The 15,424-nt window shown below is 73.6% G+C and carries 16 protein-coding genes; 12 read left to right on the top strand and 4 right to left on the bottom strand.

The genetic code is table 11. The annotated features are described in order from the left end of the window. Positions 1-206: 206 nt before the first annotated feature. Genes LV78_RS25565 through LV78_RS25545 form a run of 5 tightly spaced genes read left to right on the top strand, consistent with a single transcriptional unit; the run spans position 207 to position 3,487 of the window. Entirely contained in the window at positions 207-887 is a 681-nt protein-coding gene (locus LV78_RS25565; RefSeq protein ID WP_253848166.1) for a TasA family protein, read from the top strand. Between the two features lie 41 nt (positions 888-928). Further along, the gene (locus tag LV78_RS25560) at positions 929-1,468 is read left to right on the top strand and encodes a hypothetical protein (protein WP_253848165.1); all 540 of its coding nucleotides are present in this window, start codon (positions 929-931) and stop codon (positions 1,466-1,468) included. Continuing rightward, positions 1,465-2,355 carry a signal peptidase I gene (locus tag LV78_RS25555; protein ID WP_253848164.1) on the top strand — a complete coding sequence of 297 codons (891 nt, stop codon included), beginning with the start codon at positions 1,465-1,467 and terminating at the stop codon, positions 2,353-2,355. The genes LV78_RS25560 and LV78_RS25555 overlap by 4 nt, the downstream gene beginning before the upstream one ends. 38 nt (positions 2,356-2,393) lie before the next feature. Beyond that, positions 2,394-3,086 carry a response regulator transcription factor gene (locus LV78_RS25550; protein ID WP_253848163.1) on the top strand — a complete coding sequence of 231 codons (693 nt, stop codon included), beginning with the start codon at positions 2,394-2,396 and terminating at the stop codon, positions 3,084-3,086. After that, positions 3,083-3,487 (top strand): response regulator, encoded by a 405-nt coding sequence (locus LV78_RS25545; RefSeq protein WP_253848162.1) that lies wholly within the window; start codon positions 3,083-3,085, stop codon positions 3,485-3,487. Before LV78_RS25550 ends, LV78_RS25545 begins: the two co-directional genes overlap by 4 nt. Here LV78_RS25545 and LV78_RS25540 read toward each other — a convergent pair. Continuing rightward, positions 3,441-4,640, bottom strand: a complete 1,200-nt coding sequence (locus tag LV78_RS25540) for a GAF domain-containing sensor histidine kinase (RefSeq protein WP_253848161.1) — start codon at positions 4,638-4,640, stop codon at positions 3,441-3,443. The genes LV78_RS25545 and LV78_RS25540 overlap by 47 nt on opposite strands. 263 nt (positions 4,641-4,903) lie before the next feature. Further along, complete coding sequence (locus LV78_RS25535) at positions 4,904-5,800, bottom strand: PAC2 family protein (protein ID WP_308208748.1); 897 nt, start codon at positions 5,798-5,800, stop codon at positions 4,904-4,906. 50 nt (positions 5,801-5,850) lie between these two features. Here LV78_RS25535 and metH point away from each other — a divergent pair, with 50 nt between their 5' ends. Beyond that, positions 5,851-9,387: a methionine synthase gene (gene metH, locus LV78_RS25530; protein ID WP_253848160.1), complete on the top strand. Its 3,537-nt coding sequence runs from the start codon at positions 5,851-5,853 to the stop codon at positions 9,385-9,387. A gap of 143 nt (positions 9,388-9,530) precedes the next feature. Next, on the top strand, positions 9,531-10,163 hold the full coding sequence (locus LV78_RS25525; protein ID WP_372494998.1) for an HAD family hydrolase: 633 nt from the start codon (positions 9,531-9,533) through the stop codon (positions 10,161-10,163). Between the two features lie 4 nt (positions 10,164-10,167). On the opposite strand, the gene LV78_RS25520 is transcribed toward LV78_RS25525, so the two are convergent. Together LV78_RS25520 and LV78_RS25515 are read right to left on the bottom strand one after the other, a co-directional pair. Further along, positions 10,168-10,854: a (2Fe-2S)-binding protein gene (locus tag LV78_RS25520; protein ID WP_253848158.1), complete on the bottom strand. Its 687-nt coding sequence runs from the start codon at positions 10,852-10,854 to the stop codon at positions 10,168-10,170. Then, on the bottom strand, positions 10,847-11,434 hold the full coding sequence (locus LV78_RS25515) for a TetR/AcrR family transcriptional regulator (protein WP_253848157.1): 588 nt from the start codon (positions 11,432-11,434) through the stop codon (positions 10,847-10,849). The genes LV78_RS25520 and LV78_RS25515 overlap by 8 nt, the downstream gene beginning before the upstream one ends. 76 nt (positions 11,435-11,510) lie before the next feature. On the opposite strand from LV78_RS25515, the gene LV78_RS25510 reads away from it, so the two are divergent. From LV78_RS25510 to LV78_RS25490, 5 genes are all read left to right on the top strand, one after another. Beyond that, positions 11,511-12,761 carry an oxidoreductase gene (locus LV78_RS25510; protein WP_253848156.1) on the top strand — a complete coding sequence of 417 codons (1,251 nt, stop codon included), beginning with the start codon at positions 11,511-11,513 and terminating at the stop codon, positions 12,759-12,761. After that, on the top strand, positions 12,758-13,561 hold the full coding sequence (locus LV78_RS25505; protein WP_253848155.1) for an SDR family NAD(P)-dependent oxidoreductase: 804 nt from the start codon (positions 12,758-12,760) through the stop codon (positions 13,559-13,561). The genes LV78_RS25510 and LV78_RS25505 overlap by 4 nt, the downstream gene beginning before the upstream one ends. Before the next feature lie 88 nt (positions 13,562-13,649). Beyond that, positions 13,650-14,096 (top strand): GNAT family N-acetyltransferase, encoded by a 447-nt coding sequence (locus tag LV78_RS25500; RefSeq protein ID WP_253848154.1) that lies wholly within the window; start codon positions 13,650-13,652, stop codon positions 14,094-14,096. A 58-nt stretch (positions 14,097-14,154) separates the two neighbouring features. Further along, positions 14,155-14,418: a phosphoribosyl-ATP diphosphatase gene (locus LV78_RS25495; protein WP_041836702.1), complete on the top strand. Its 264-nt coding sequence runs from the start codon at positions 14,155-14,157 to the stop codon at positions 14,416-14,418. A 31-nt stretch (positions 14,419-14,449) separates the two neighbouring features. Next, positions 14,450-15,388, top strand: a complete 939-nt coding sequence (locus LV78_RS25490; protein WP_253848153.1) for an AEC family transporter — start codon at positions 14,450-14,452, stop codon at positions 15,386-15,388. Positions 15,389-15,424 lie beyond the last annotated feature (36 nt).

The following is a 15,424-nucleotide window of genomic DNA, read 5'->3' as shown; positions in this document are numbered from 1 at the left end:
CGCGGGGCGGAACCCGCGCCACCGCGCCGTCCGGAGAACCGCCCCTGAGCTGCGGGAACGCCTGCCGTCGAGCTCATCGCTCCAAGATCGTCATTTTCTTGAGGTGAGCTTGAGGAACGCCTGAGGACCGGTGGAGGTCGGCGGCGCATCGTTTGTCCTACGCAAGGGACAACGACCGCAGCCGCACCGAGCACCAGGGAGTTCCCGTGAAGCACCGCACCACCGCCACCGAGACCACCGCCGAGACCACCCGCACCCGTCGCTCGGTCTGGCGCCCGGTCGCCTTCGCCGCCATCGGCGGCTCCGTGCTCGTCGCCATGGGCGTCGGCGTCTACGCGACGCTGCTGGCCACCGCCGCGAACGTCACCCCCGAGTCGGTCACCGACGGCACCCTCAAGCTCACCATGGCCTCCCAGGGCGCGGGCTTCGACCAGGCCGTCACCAACGTGGCCCCCGGCGACGTCATCAACCGCTACGTCGACCTCACCAACAGCGGCACCCTGGACGGCCAGGCCATGACGCTGCAGGTCGCCGCCACCGGCGCCAGCACCCTCATCACCGACGGCACCACCACCAAGGCCCTGCGGGTGAGCATCACCTCCTGCAACGGCGGCACCTGGAACCCGACCACGGGCGTGTGCTCCGGCACCACCGCGTCGCTGCTCGCCGCCACCCCGCTGAGCAGCCTCACCACCAACGCCTCGCTCATCGCGGGCTCCATCTCCGCCGGTTCGGTGCAGCGCCTGCGCGTCAGCCTGAACCTGCCGGACCAGAACGAGACCACCGTCAACGGCACGCTGCCCGGCAACACCGTGCAGGGCCAGACCGTGAACCTCACCTACACCTTCGGCCAGACCCAGCGGACCGCCACCACCAGCAACGCCTGATCCGGCCGGCCAGGCAGTCCCCTTGCGAACCAGGAGCCCGGATGAGGACGCTCGCCCGCTGCGCGGTGCTCGGCGCGGCCGTCCTCACCGGGTTCCTCGGGACCGGGACCGCCCAGGCCGCGATCACCGCGACCGCCGGCCGGACCCTGCCCACCCCGCCCGCGGGGACCAGCACCACGATCACCGCGTCGGCGGTCATGCAGAACTCCGCGGGAACCCCCTACGTCGGGCAGCCCTACTCGATCAGCTACACCAGCCTCTCCCGCACCTACGCCTACCCGTCCGTGCGCAACAACGGCACCATCGACATGGTCAGGGCCACCTTCACCATCACCTCGGGCGGCATCCCGCTCGCGGGCGCCGCGCTCGACGTGTGCAGCACCGCGTGGAACACCTCCACCGCCACCTGCCCCGGCACCTCGTACACCGCCGTCTCCGGGACGCCCGTCGGCCTCCCGCTGAGCATCGGCGCCGTCGTGCCGCTCCGCCTCACCCTCCCGGCGGGCCTGTTCACGACCGTCTCCGTGTCCGTCTCCGTGGATCGCAACAGCTACCGAACGGCAATCCAGGTGAACTCATGACCACGAGCGCAGCGGGCAAGCCGACCGCAGACCAGGGCGACACCGCGACCACGACCGCGACCGCCCCCACGACCCCGAGCGCGACCGCCCCGGCCCCCAGGTCCGCCGAGGCGCCGACCGCGCCCGCCGCGAGGACCCCGGCCGAGGTCCCGACCGCCCCCGGCGCGCCCGCCCCCAGGACCGCCGAGACGCCGGGAGCGGACGTGGACACCACCGCCGAGCGCGCCGTGCCCGCCGCCAGGACCGGGACCGCGCCCACCGCGCCCGTCGCCACCGCGCCCACCGCGCCCACCGCGAGCGACGAGGCCACCAGGAGCGACGCCGACACCGCCCCCACCACGGGCAGCCGACCCGGTCGTGGCCGCAAGGCCCTGCGCGTCCTCGGCGGCGTGCTGCTGTTCCTGGTCGCGGGCGCCGCCGTCGCCGCCGCCGTCGCCGTCATCGTCCTCAAGATCGGCTTCGCCCCGATCCTCACCCCGTCGATGAAGCCCGCCTACAACCCCGGCGACCTGCTCATCACCAGGGCCACCCCCGTCTCCCAGCTCGCGGTCGGCGACGTCGTCGTCCTGCCCCGCCCGGACATGGAGGGCGAGCGGTACGCCCACCGGGTGATTTCGCTGAACACCTCGGAGGGCAAGACCGTCGTGCGCACCAAGGGCGACAACAACACCGACCCCGACCCGCAGGCGCTGCGCATCGAGTCCGCCGCCGTGCCGGTCGGCATCGGCGACCTGCCCGGCGTCGGCCGCGCCGCCCTCGCGGTCGGCCAGGCCGGGTGGCTGCGGGTCGCGGTGATCGTCCTGGTCGGCCTCGCGCTCCTGCTCGCGCTCAAGCGCGCCCTCATCCAGCCCGCCCCTCCCGGCAGGCACGCCAAGGGCCGCAGGTGAACGGGCAGGCGCTCCTCGCCCCGGCCACACTGTGCGGCGTGAGCACCTCGAAGGTCCTGGTTGTCGAGGACACCCAGGAGATCCGGACCGTGATCGAGATGGCCCTGACCGACGCGAGGTTCGACGTCCGCAGCGCGGGCGACGGCGACACCGCGCTGGAGCTGGTCCGCCGCTGGGACCCGGAGGTCGTGCTGCTCGACCTCAACATCCCCGGCCCCGACGGCCTGGAGGTCTGCCGCAGGCTGCGCCAGTTCTCCACCGCCTACGTGCTGATGCTGACCGCCCGCGCGGACGAGGTCGACAAGCTCGTCGGCCTGTCCGCCGGAGCGGACGACTACCTCACCAAGCCCTTCTCCCCCAGGGAGCTGGTGGCGCGCGTGCACACCGTGCTGCGCCGCCCCCGCATCCCCGCCGCCCGCGACAGCAGGCGCGTCGTCGGCCCCGTCGAGGTCGACCTGGACGCCAGGTCGGTCGAGGTCAACGGCAACCCCGTGGCCACCACGAAGATCGAGTTCGAGCTGCTGGCGGCCATCACCGAGAACACCCGGCAGGTCCGCACCCGCGACCAGCTGCGCAGGCGCGCCTGGGGCGAGGAGTGGCTGGCCGACGACCACGCGGTGGACGTCCACGTGTCGAACCTGCGCCGCAAGCTCGCGGCGGCGGGCGCGCCGCGCGACTTCATCGCCACCGTCCGCGGTGTCGGCTACCGCGTCAACCAGGAGGTCCGATGAACACCAAGCGGCTGCTCGTCGTCGACGACGACCCGGACGTGCGCGAACTGCTCCTGCTGTCCCTGCTGGACAGCGGCTGGCAGGTCGACGGCACCGGCACCGGCGCGGACGCGCTGGAGCGGTGCCGGGCCGGGCAGGTCGACGGGCTGCTGCTCGACCTGGAGATGCCCGGCGTGAGCGGGCGGGACGTCCTCGCCCAGGTCGCGCTCGACGGGCCGCCGGTCGTGTTCGTCACCGCCTCGCACGAGCCCGCGCTGGACGCGGAGCTGGTCGCGGCGGGCGCGCTCGCCGTGCTGCCCAAGCCGTTCGACCCGCTCCGCATCGGTCACCAGGTCGGCTCCGCGCTCGGCTGGGTCACCACCACGGACGGTCCACCAGAGGACCACCGACTGGCAGGATGACGGTGAACGTGCTGCCGATCCCGGCCTCGGACCGCACCGCGATCGTCCCGCCGTGCGCCTCCACGATGCCGCGCGTGATCGCCAGCCCCAGGCCCGCGCCGCCGCTCTTGGCGCCCAGCTGCACGAACGGCTCGAAGATCCGCTTCACCTCGTCGTCCGCGATGCCCATGCCGTGGTCGCGCACGTAGACCCGCGCCATCGAGCCGTCCACCGAGCACCCGACCTCCACCGGCTGCCCCGGCGGCGACACCTTCACCGCGTTCGCCAGCAGGTTGGTCACCACCTGCACCAGCCGGTCCGCGTCCCCGCGCACCGTCACCGGGTCCTTGCGCGTCACCAGCGGCACGTGGCACAGCTGCGCCGTGCCCTCCACGGCGATCACCGCGTTCTCCACGACGTCCGCCAGCTCGACGGAGGCGGGCCGCAGCCGCAGCTGCCCGGACTGCACCCGCGACAGGTCCAGCACGTCGTTGGCCAGCCGCACCAGCCGGTCGGTGTTCTTCACCGCGATCTCCACCAGCCGCGAGGCCTGCGCCTGCATCTCGCCGAACCGGCCGGACGCCAGCAGCTCCAGCGACCCGTGCACCGAGGTCAGCGGGGTGCGCAGCTCGTGGCTGACCAGCGCGGTGAAGTCCCGCTTCACCCGCTCGGCGTCCTGCGCGGCCAGCGTGGACTGCACCACCGCGCACTCCAGCTCCACCCACGCCGCCAGGTCCTTGAGCCGCTGCCGCTCCTGGTCGGACAGCGTGCGCGGCTCCCGGTCCAGCACGCACAGCGTGCCCACCCGGTGCCCGGACGGGGCACTGATCGGCTGGCCCGCGTAGAAGCGCAGGTGGTCCTTCGTCACCACCGGCCACCCGGCGAACCTGCGGTCCTCGGCGAGGTCGGGCACCTCGAACACGTCGTCCTGCTCGATCGCGTGCGAGCACACCGAGATGCCCCGGCTCGTCTCGGTAGCGTCGAACCCCGCGCACGACTTGAACCACTGCCGGTCGGTGTCCACCAGCGTCACCACGGCCACCGGCGTGTGCAGCACGTCGCGCGCCAACCGCGTGATCCGGTCGAACCGCTCCTCGCGCGGTGTGTCCAGCAGGCGCAGCGCCTTCAGCGCGGCGACCCGGTTGACCTCGGCGTTCCAGGACTCGTCGCTCACATGACGGAGTATTCGTCATCATTCGCGAGGAATGCTCGCCACGGACGGGTGAGTTCCGCTCGGGCGGGGCAACCGCAGGCGCGTGACCACCGCCGGTAGCGCCCCGCGCGGCCCGCTCGCCGGGAAAACGCCCCGACCGGGTGGCGCCACGTGCGGGAACGCGCAGCGACGAGGGCTCCCGGCGCGGGATCAGGGGGGTGCAGGGGGGCGCAGGGGGCGGCGACCCGCCAGGACCGGACTCCGGGGACGTGGGTCCCCGCAGCTCACAGCCCCGAAGGACCGCGCCCCGGACCGCGCCCGCGCCGCCGCAGGTACCGCTCGAACTCCGCCGCGATCGCGTCCCCGCTGGCCTCGGTGATCTCGATCTCCGCGTCGCCGCGCTCCTCCAGCGCCCGCACGTAGTTGCGCACGTCCTCGTCCTCGTCGGCCATCTCGCTGACCGTGCGCTCCCACTCCTCGGCCTGCTCCGGCAGCGCCCCGAGCGGAACCTCCACGTCCAGGACCTCCTCCACCCGGTGCAGCAGGGCGAGCGTGGCCTTGGGCGACGGCGGCTGCGACACGTAGTGCGGGACCGCCGCCCAGAACGAGATCGCCGGGATGCCCGCCTGCACGCACATGTCCTGGAACACGCCGACGATCCCGGTCGGCCCCTCGTACTTGGTCTGCTCCAGCCCGTACTTCGCGGCGGCGGCCGGGTCGTACGCGGTGCCCGACACCGGGACCGGCCTGGTGTGCGGGGTGTCCATCAGCAGCGCGCCCAGCGTGACCACGGTCGTCACGCCCAGCCGCTCGATGTGCCCGAGCAGCTCGCCCGCGAACTTCCGCCACCGCATGTTGGGCTCTATCCCGTGCACCAGCACGACGTCCGTCGCCGAACCGGGTGGTCTGCACACGGTCAACCGGGTCGTCGGGAACTCGACCCGGCGGGTGATGCCGTCCACCATGCGGACTGTGGGTCTCGTCACCTGGAAGTCGTAGTACTCGTCCGGGTCGATCTCCGCCAGCGGCTTCGCCTCCCAGGTCAGCTGCAGGTGCTCGATCGCAGTGCTGGCTGCGTCTCCAGCGTCGTTCCACCCCTCGAACGCCGCCACCATGATCGGGTTGGTGAGGGGTTCGTCGGGGTCGAAGGGGGTCTGGGCGGCCTGGTCCGGATCGGTCACCGGGCCAGCCTACGACCCTCCGGGCACCCCTGACGTCGTAGGCTGGCACCATGTCGGATCGTGTCTCGTCCCCCCTGCTGGACGCACTCACCGAACGCGTGGTCGTGGCCGACGGGGCCATGGGCACCATGCTCCAGTCGTTCGACCTCTCCCTCGACGACTTCGCAGGCCACGAGGGCTGCAACGAGATCCTGAACACCACCAGGCCCGACGTGGTGCGCGCCGTGCACCGCGGTTACCTGGAGGCGGGCGCGGACGCGGTCGAGACGAACACCTTCGGCGCGAACCTGTCCAACTTCTCGGACTACGGCATCCAGGACCGCATCTTCGAGCTGTCCCGCCTCGGTGCCCAGCTCGCCCGCGAGGCCGCCGACGAGCACGCCGAGCCCGGCCGCCCGCGCTTCGTGCTCGGCTCGGTCGGCCCCGGCTCCAAGCTGCCCACCCTCGGCCACGTCGCCTACTCCGTGCTGCGCGACTCCTACGTGGAGCAGATCCGGGGCCTGCTGGTCGGCGGCTCCGACGCCATCATCGTCGAGACCTCGCAGGACCTGCTCCAGACCAAGGCCGCGATCGTCGCCGCCAAGCGCGCCATGGACGCCGAGGGCCTGCGCGTGCCGATCATCGCCCAGGTCACCGTCGAGACCACCGGCACCATGCTGCTGGGCTCCGAGATCGGGGCCGCCCTCACCGCGCTCGAACCGCTCGGCATCGACCTGGTCGGCCTGAACTGCGCCACCGGCCCGGCCGAGATGAGCGAGCACCTGCGGCACATCGCCAAGCACGCCCGCATCCCGCTGTCGGTCATGCCCAACGCGGGCCTGCCGCAGCTCGGCCCCAACGGCGCGGTCTACCCGCTCGGCCCCGAGGAGCTGGCCCAGGCGCTGCGCGGGTTCGCCACCGAGTTCGGCGCCCGCCTGGTCGGCGGCTGCTGCGGCACCACCGCCGAGCACGTCCGCCAGGTCGCCGAGGCCGTGCGCGACCTCGGCCCCACCGCCCGCCGCCCGCGCCCCGAGCCGGGCGTGTCCTCGCTCTACCAGTCCGTGCCGTTCCAGCAGGACGCGTCCGTGCTGATGATCGGCGAGCGCACCAACGCCAACGGCTCCAAGGCCTTCCGCGAGGCCATGCTCGCCGACCGCTGGGACGACTGCGTCGGCATCGCCCGCGACCAGACCCGCGACGGCGCGCACCTGATCGACCTGAACGTCGACTACGTGGGCCGCGACGGCGTCGCCGACATGTCCGCGCTCGCCTCCCGCCTGGCCACCGCGTCCACCCTGCCGATCATGCTCGACTCGACCGAGCCCGAGGTGCTCCAGGCCGGTCTGGAGCACCTGGGCGGGCGGTGCGCGGTCAACTCGGTCAACTACGAGGACGGCGACGGCCCGGACTCGCGGTTCCAGCGCATCATGCGGCTGGTCGCCGAGCACGGCGCGGCCGTCGTCGGCCTGTGCATCGACGAGGAGGGCCAGGCCCGCACCGCCGAGTGGAAGGTCCGGGTGGCCGTCCGGATCATCGAGGACCTGGTCGGCAACTGGGGCCTGCGGCACAGCGACATCATCATCGACTGCCTGACCTTCCCCATCTCCACCGGTCAGGAGGAGGTGCGGCGCGACGGCGTCGAGACCATCGAGGCCATCCGCGAGCTCAAGCGCCGCTACCCCGAGGTGCGCACCACGCTCGGGCTGTCCAACGTCTCCTTCGGTCTCAACCCGGCCGCCCGCCAGGTGCTGAACTCGGTGTTCCTGCACGAGTGCGTGCAGGCCGGGCTGGACACCGCGATCGTGCACGCCTCCAAGATCGTGCCGATGGCGCGCATCCCCGACGAGCAGCGCGCGGTCGCACTGGACCTGGTCTACGACCGCCGCCGCGAGGGCTACGACCCGCTGCAGCGGCTCATGGAGCTGTTCGAGGGCGTCACCACCTCCGCGTCCAAGGCCACCCGCGCCCAGGAGCTGGCCGCGCTCCCGCTGTTCGAGCGGTTGCAGCGGCGCATCGTGGACGGCGAGCGCAACGGCCTCGAGGCCGACCTGGACGAGGCGCTGACCGAGCGGCCCGCGCTCCAGATCATCAACGACACCCTGCTCGCGGGCATGAAGACGGTCGGTGAGCTGTTCGGCTCCGGCCAGATGCAGCTGCCGTTCGTGCTCCAGTCCGCCGAGGTCATGAAGACCGCCGTCGCGCACCTGGAGCCGCACATGGAGCGCTCCGACGACGGCGGCAAGGGCCGCATCGTGCTCGCCACCGTCAAGGGCGACGTGCACGACATCGGCAAGAACCTGGTGGACATCATCCTGTCCAACAACGGCTACGAGGTCATCAACCTCGGCATCAAGCAGCCCATCAGCGCCATCCTCGACGCCGCCGAGAACCACCGCGCCGACGCCATCGGCATGTCCGGCCTGCTCGTCAAGTCCACGGTGATCATGAAGGAGAACCTGGAGGAGATGAACTCGCGCGGGGTCGCCGCGCGCTGGCCGGTGCTGCTCGGCGGGGCCGCGCTCACCCGCGCGTACGTGGAGAACGACCTCACCGACACCTACCTCGGCGAGGTCCGCTACGCCCGCGACGCGTTCGAGGGCCTGCGGCTGATGGACGCGGTCATGGCGGCCAAGCGCGGCGAGTCCCCGCTGATCGACCCGGAGGCCGAGCGCAAGGCCGCCGAGCGCAAGGCCCGCCGCGAGCGGTCGCTGCGCATCGCCGCCGAGCGCAAGGCCGCCCAGCCCGAGCCGGAGCCGGTGACCCGCTCGGACGTGGCCGCCGACCTGCCCGTCCCCACCCCGCCGTTCTGGGGCACCCGCGTGGTCAAGGGCGTGCCGCTGGGCGACTACTCGGCGCTGCTCGACGAGCGGGCCACGTTCATGGGCCAGTGGGGGCTGCGCGGCTCGCGCGGCAGCGGACCGTCCTACGAGGAGCTGGTCGAGACCGAGGGCCGCCCCCGGCTGCGCTACTGGCTGGAGCGGCTGGCCACCGAGGGCGTCCTCGCGCACGCCGCCGTGGTGTACGGGTACTTCCCGTGCGTGTCCGAGGGCGACTCGCTGGTGATCCTCAGTGAGCCGTCGGTCGACGCGCCCGAGGTGACCCGGTTCGCGTTCCCCCGGCAGAAGCGGGACCGGCGGCTGTGCCTGGCCGACTTCTGGCGACCGCGCGAGTCCGGCGAGGTCGACGTGGTGCCGTTCCAGCTGGTCACCATGGGGCAGCCGATCGCCGACTACGCCAACGAGCTGTTCGCCAAGGACGCGTACCGCGAGTACCTGGAGGTGCACGGCCTCGGCGTGCAGCTCACCGAGGCGCTCGCCGAGTACTGGCACAAGCGGGTGCGCGAGGAGCTGACCTGGCCGACCGGCGGGGTCGTCGCGGCCGAGGACCCGGCCGACGTGGAGGAGTACTTCAAGCTCGGCTACCGGGGCGCCCGGTACTCCCTCGGCTACGGGGCCTGCCCCGACATGGAGGACCGGACCAAGGTCGTCGCGCTGCTCGAACCGGGCCGCATCGGCGTGAAGCTGTCCGAGGAGCTCCAGCTGCACCCCGAGCAGTCCACCGACGCCTTCATCGCCCACCACCCCGAGGCGAAGTACTTCAACGCCTGACCGGTTCCCCAGGACCGGACGCTCAACGGCTGAGCGGCACGTCGGAACGACCCGGCGGCGCGTCCCCCGAACGGGGGCGCGCCGCTTTCGCGCGAGCTAGAGGAGAGCCAAGAGTGAACACCCCCGCCGCCGTCCTGTGGGACATGGACGGAACGCTGCTGGACTCGGAGAAGCTCTGGGACATCCCGCTCTACGAGTTCGCCGAGAAGCTCGGCGGGGAGCTGTCGCTGGCCACCCGGCAGCGGATCATCGGCTCGAACCTGCCCACCACGATGGGGCTGCTGTTCGACGAGGTCGGCGTCCCGGCCACGCCGGAGGAGATCGAGGAGGGCGGGCGCTGGCTGCTCGCCCGCACCGAGGAGGTGTTCCGCGAGGGGCTGCCGTGGCGGCCGGGCGCGCGGGAGGCGCTGCGGGCGGTGCGCGACGCCGGGGTGCCGATGGCGCTGGTGACCTCCACGGACCGCAGGCTCACCGAGGTCGCGCTCGACACGATCGGGCGGGACCTGTTCGACGCCACGGTGTGCGGCGACGAGGTGGAGGGGCGCAACAAGCCGCTGCCCGACCCGTACCTGAAGGCCGCGCGGCTGCTCGGGGTGGAGCCGGAGCGGTGCGTGGCGGTGGAGGACTCGCCGACCGGGACCAGGTCCGCGGTGGCCGCCGGGTGCACCGTGCTGGTGGTGCCGTGCGAGATCCCGGTGCCCGAGGGGGAGCGGCGGGTGTTCCGGGAGTCGCTGATCGGGGTCGACGTCGCGGTGCTCGGCGAGCTGCTGGGCTGACGGCTCAGCGGGGTGGCAGGGGGCAGTCGCCGCAGGTGCCGCCGCCCGCCACCCGGTAGTACAGGCAGCAGGAGCGGCGGCGGAACGCGACCTCGCCGGGGAAGTCGATGAAGTCGCCGGTGTCCGCGAGCTTCCCCGCGGCCAGCAGTTCGCGGCCCTTCGCGACGCAGGACTCGGCGTCGGTCGGGTGGCCGGGGCGGGGTGGCGGGGGAGTGCGGGCGAGGGTGCGCAGGGCGCCCGCGAGGTTCGAGGCGGCGTTGCCCCACAGCAGGCCCTCGGCCACCCCGGACGCCGCGCGCACCGCCGCGACCACCGGCGCCAGCGCGGCGGTGAGGTCCCCGCCTGCCGCGACGGGCTCGGCCAGGCGCACCCGCAGGCCGTCCGGGTCGTAGCGCCACCACAGGTTCTCCGGGCGCACGTCCGGGACCGGCAGGCCCAGCGCGCTCGCGGCGGCGACCGGGCTGAGCAGACGCGCGGTGTGCGCGAGGAAGAACAGCGACCCGGCGACGCGGCGCTCCGAGGTGCGGTAGCGGGCGGCGATGGCGTCCAGCGCGGCGGGCAGCTCGGGGCCGTCCAGCAGCGCCGCGCCGGGGTGCCAGGTCTCGTCCGGGCGGCCGACGTCGAGCGCGAAGAACGGGCTGATCACCCGGATCTCGCGCAGCGCGGACAGCACGGGCGCGTAGTCAGGCACCCGCCACCCCCGGCAGCGGGCCGACGGTGGCCCGCACGACCCGCGCCACCAGCGCGTCCACGTCCTCGCCCGGCGCAGGGCGCACCGCGCCGTCCCTGAGCAGCGCGTACAGGCCGTGCACCAGCGCCCACACGCCGGTGGCGAGCGCGCCGGTCTCGTCCGTGCAAGTCGTCGTCACGCCCAGCGAGGCCGCGACCTCGGCCAGCGCCCGCGCCGACGCCTCCTGCACCTCGGGGCGGGTGCTGCACGTGCTGTCCACCATCAGCTGGTGCAGGCCGGGGTTCGCGAGCCCGTGCCGCACGCCCTCGGTCACCACGACCACCACGAGGTCCTCGGGCGCGGCGGTGGCGAGCGCCGCGGTCACCCGCTCGGCCATCTCGCCGAACCCGTGCACGGCCAGCGCCGCGAGCAGGGTCTCCTTGTCGGCGTAGTGCCGGTACGGGGCGTTGGGGGACACGCCCGCCGCGCGGGCCACGGCGCGCAGCGACAGGCCGTCGCTCCCGGAGGACTCCAGCAGCTCCAGCGCCGAGCGCAGCAGCGCGGCCCGCAGGTCGCCGTGGTGGTACGTCGCCCGAGTCATGTTGACATCGTACACTTCAGGTGCGAATGTGGGCGGCGTCAACAATGTGGACGCTGTACACACACGAGGGGTGCGCATGGGCGGGACGGGCAGGCCGGGGGAGGTGGTGGCGGCGCTGGGCGATCCGCTGCGACTGGCGAGCGGGTCGGTGCTGCCGAACCGCGTCGCCAAGGCCGCGCTGGAGGAGTTCCTGGCGGTGGACGGCCAGCTGCCGGGGGAGGAGCTGATCGCCCTCTACCGCCGGTGGGCGGCGGGCGGCGCGGGACTGCTGATCACCGGGCACGTGATGGTCGACGGCCGGGCCGTGGCCGACCCGCGCGACGTGGTGCTCGAAGCCGGGACCGACCTGGAGCCGTTCCGGCGCTGGGCGACGGCGGCGCGCTCGGGCGGCGGGCGGGTGTGGATGCAGATCAACCACCCCGGCCGGGTGGTGTTCGCCGACCAGGGCGGGAACGCCTGGTCCGCCTCGGCCAAGCGGGTCGAGATGGGCGCGTTCACCCGGCTGTACGCGACGCCGGTCGCCATGACCGGCGAGCAGGTCGCCGAGGTGGTGGCCCGGTTCGCCGACACCGCCGCGCAGGCCGAGCGGGCCGGGTTCGACGGCGTCGAGGTGCACGCCGCGCACGGGTACCTGATCGGCCAGTTCCTGTCGCCGCTGGTCAACCGCAGGACCGACGGGTACGGCGGTGACCTGGCCGCGCGGGCGAGGCTGCTGCTGGAGGTCGTCGCGGCGGTCAGGGCGGCGGTCTCGCCCGGCTTCGCGGTCGGCGTGAAGCTCAACACCGCCGACTTCCAGCGCGGCGGCTTCCGGCCGCAGGACGCGGCCGAGGTGATCGGGATGCTGTCCGGGGCGGGCGTGGACCTGGTCGAGCTGTCCGGCGGGTCGCTGGAGAGCCTGGCGATCATGGGCCACGCGGCCGACGAGAGCACCCTGGCCCGCGAGGCCTACTTCCTGGACGCCGCCGCGTCGATCCTCGCCGACGCCCCGCTGCCCGTGATGATCACCGGCGGGGTGCGGCGGCTGCCGGTGGCCAGGCGGGTGCTGGAGAGCGGCGCGTCCGTGGTCGGCGTGGGCACCGCGCTGGCCGTGGACCCCGACCTGCCGCACGCCTGGATCGCGGGCGAGCACGCCGAGGCCGCGCCCGTCCGGGTGAACTGGCCCGACAAGAAGCTCTCCTCCGCCGCCGTGCAGGCCCTGGTCCACGCCAGGATGGAAGACCTCGCCGCGGACCGCGACCGCTCCACCGGCCCGCTCAGGGCGCTGCTGACCGAACGACTGCGCCGCCGCCCCGCGCTGCGCCGCTACCGGAAGTGGGGGAAGGCATGACCTACCGGGGGACGACCGCGCTGGTGACCGGCGCGTCGAAGGGCCTTGGCCGGGCCTTGGCCGAGGAGCTGGCCGCGCGCGGCGCGAACCTGGTCCTGGTGGCCCGCACCGACCTGTCCGAGTTCGCCGACCACCTGCGCGCCACCGCGCGGGTGGACGTGCGGGTGATCGCGGCCGACCTGACCGACCGCGCGTCCCGCCGCGCCGCGCTGGCCGAGCTGGGCGAGCAGCCGATCGACCTGCTGGTCAACAACGCGGGCGCGGGCTCGGTCGGCCCGTTCCTGGACACGGCGCTGCCCGAGCAGGTCGACTCGATCGCGCTCAACGTCGAGGCCCTGACCGAGCTGACCCACCACGTCGCGCGGTCGATGCGCGCGGCGGGCGCGGGCACGATCGTGAACATCGGCTCCGTGGCCGGCTACCGGCCGGTCCCGTACCAGGCGACCTACGCGGCGACGAAGGCGTACGTGCGCTCGTTCACCGAGGCGCTGCGCGTGGAGCTGCGGGGGAGCGGCGTGCGCGTGGTGGCGGTGAACCCCGGCGCGATCAGCACGGCCTTCTTCGAGGGCAAGGAGGTCACCATCGACGCCAGGGCGGCCGACACCCCGACCAAGGTGGCCCGCGACGTCCTCGACCACCTGCGCGCGGGCCGGGCGGTGTCGGTGCCCGGCAAGGCGGTGAACCGGGTGATGGTGGGGCTGCTGACCCTGCTGCCCGTGCGGGCGGCGGCCCGGCTGATGGCGGTCGTGAACCGGGCGCTCGGCTTCGACCGGGTGGGCGGGGTGGAGAAGGCGGGCTGACCGGGAGCGCTGACCGGGAGCGCTGCCGGGGGGCGCGGGCGGGAAACCCGCTCGCGCCCACCCGCCCCCGCCGGGCACGATCACCGGCATGGCCTGGCTCCCCGACGACTTCGCCCACCCCCTCCGCGCCGAGATCGGCACGGGTCACCACCTGCGGCCCATCCGCGAGTCCGACACCGAACTCGACTACCCGGCCGTCATGGACTCCCGCGACCGCCTCTGGTCCCTCTACGGGCAGGCCTGGGGCTGGCCCCCGGCGACGATGACCGTGGAGCAGGACCGGGAGGACCTCGCCCGCCACGAGCGGGAGATCGAGGCGCACGAGTCGTTCAACTACGCGCTGTTCGACGCCGACGAGACCGAGCTGCTCGGCTGCGTCTACCTCGACCCCGCCGACGCCCCCGCCGACGCGCGGATCTCCTGGTGGGTGGTCGACCGGCTCGTCGGCACCGACGTCGAGCGCGCGCTCGACGCGTTCGTCCCCCGCTGGGTCGCGGAGGCCTGGCCGTTCACCGGTCCGGAGTACCGGATCTGAGGCCGCCCGCCGGAGCCCGCTGCTCGGGCCCGGCCGGGGGATGCGAGGATCAGGCACCGTGAAGACCTTCGACGAGCTGTTCGCCGAGCTGAGCGAACGCGCCCGAACCCGCCCCGAGGGGTCCGCGACCACGCAGGCGCTGGCCGACGGCGTGCACGCCCAGGGCAAGAAGGTGCTGGAGGAGGCGGGCGAGGTGTGGATCGCCGCCGAGCACGAGTCCGACGACCGCCTCGCCGAGGAGGTCTCCCAGCTCCTCTACCGCGTCCAGGTGCTCATGCTGGGTCGCGGCCTGAGCCTCGAAGACGTCTACCGGCACCTGTGACAGCCCGGTCCGCCGCGGTCGTGAGCTGACCGTGGGCGGAGTGCTCGGCGGGTTCCTGCCCATCTGGGTGCTGACCGGGATCGGCTTCGCCTCGGCGCGCGGCGGCGTGCTGGGGCGGGGCGCCGAGCAGGCCCTCGGCCGGTTCGCGTTCCACCTGGCCATGCCCGCGGTGCTGTTCACCACCCTGATCGACACCGATCCCTCCCGGCTCGCCAACGCCGGGGTGCTGGCCTTCGTCGCGTCCACCGCCGTGGTGTGCGTCGCGGGCTACCTGCTGCACTGGAAGCTGTTCCGCACCCCGCACGACCAGCGCGTGCTCGGCGGCATGGCGTCCGGGTACGTCAACGCGGGCAACCTCGGCATCCCCATCGCCATCGGCGTCCTCGGGGACTCGTCGTTCATCGCCGCCGTGCTGCTGTTCCAGCCGCTGGTGATGATGCCGATCGTGCTCGGCGCGCTGGAGGCGGGCGCGGGCGGGCGGGTGCTGCGCACCCTGGCGCTGCTGCCGGTGCGCAACCCGGTGATCGGCGCGTCCGTGCTGGCCGTCGCGGTGGCCGCGACCGGCTGGGACCCGCCGGAGATGCTGCTCTCGCCGATCGCCGCGCTCGGCGCGGCCGGTGTGCCGACCGCGCTGGTCGGGCTCGGCATGTCGCTGGCCGGGCGCGGGCGCGACGACGAGGTCGCGACCGGCGGCGCGGCGCCGCGCCCGGCCGAGCCGAGGGCCGCGCTGTGGACTGCGGTGGCGCTCAAGCTGCTCGCGCACCCGCTGCTGGCGCTGGCGTTCTGCGTGCTGCTCGACGTCGAGGGCGACCTGCGGCGGGCGGCGATCGTGTGCGCGGCGCTGCCGACGGCGCAGAACGTGCACGTCGTGGCGACCCGCTACCTGCCGGGCACGTCGACCACCCGCAACACGGTGCTGGTGACGACGGCCCTGTCGATGCTGACCCTGACCGCCGCCGCGCTGCTCTAGCCGAGCCGCTCCAGCCGGGCTGCGGCCACGGCCCGC

The organism is Actinosynnema pretiosum (genome assembly GCF_024171695.1).
Classification (GTDB): domain Bacteria; phylum Actinomycetota; class Actinomycetes; order Mycobacteriales; family Pseudonocardiaceae; genus Actinosynnema; species Actinosynnema pretiosum.
Note: the sequence above shows the minus strand (reverse complement) of the source record. Positions and strands in the feature narration are given on the sequence as shown.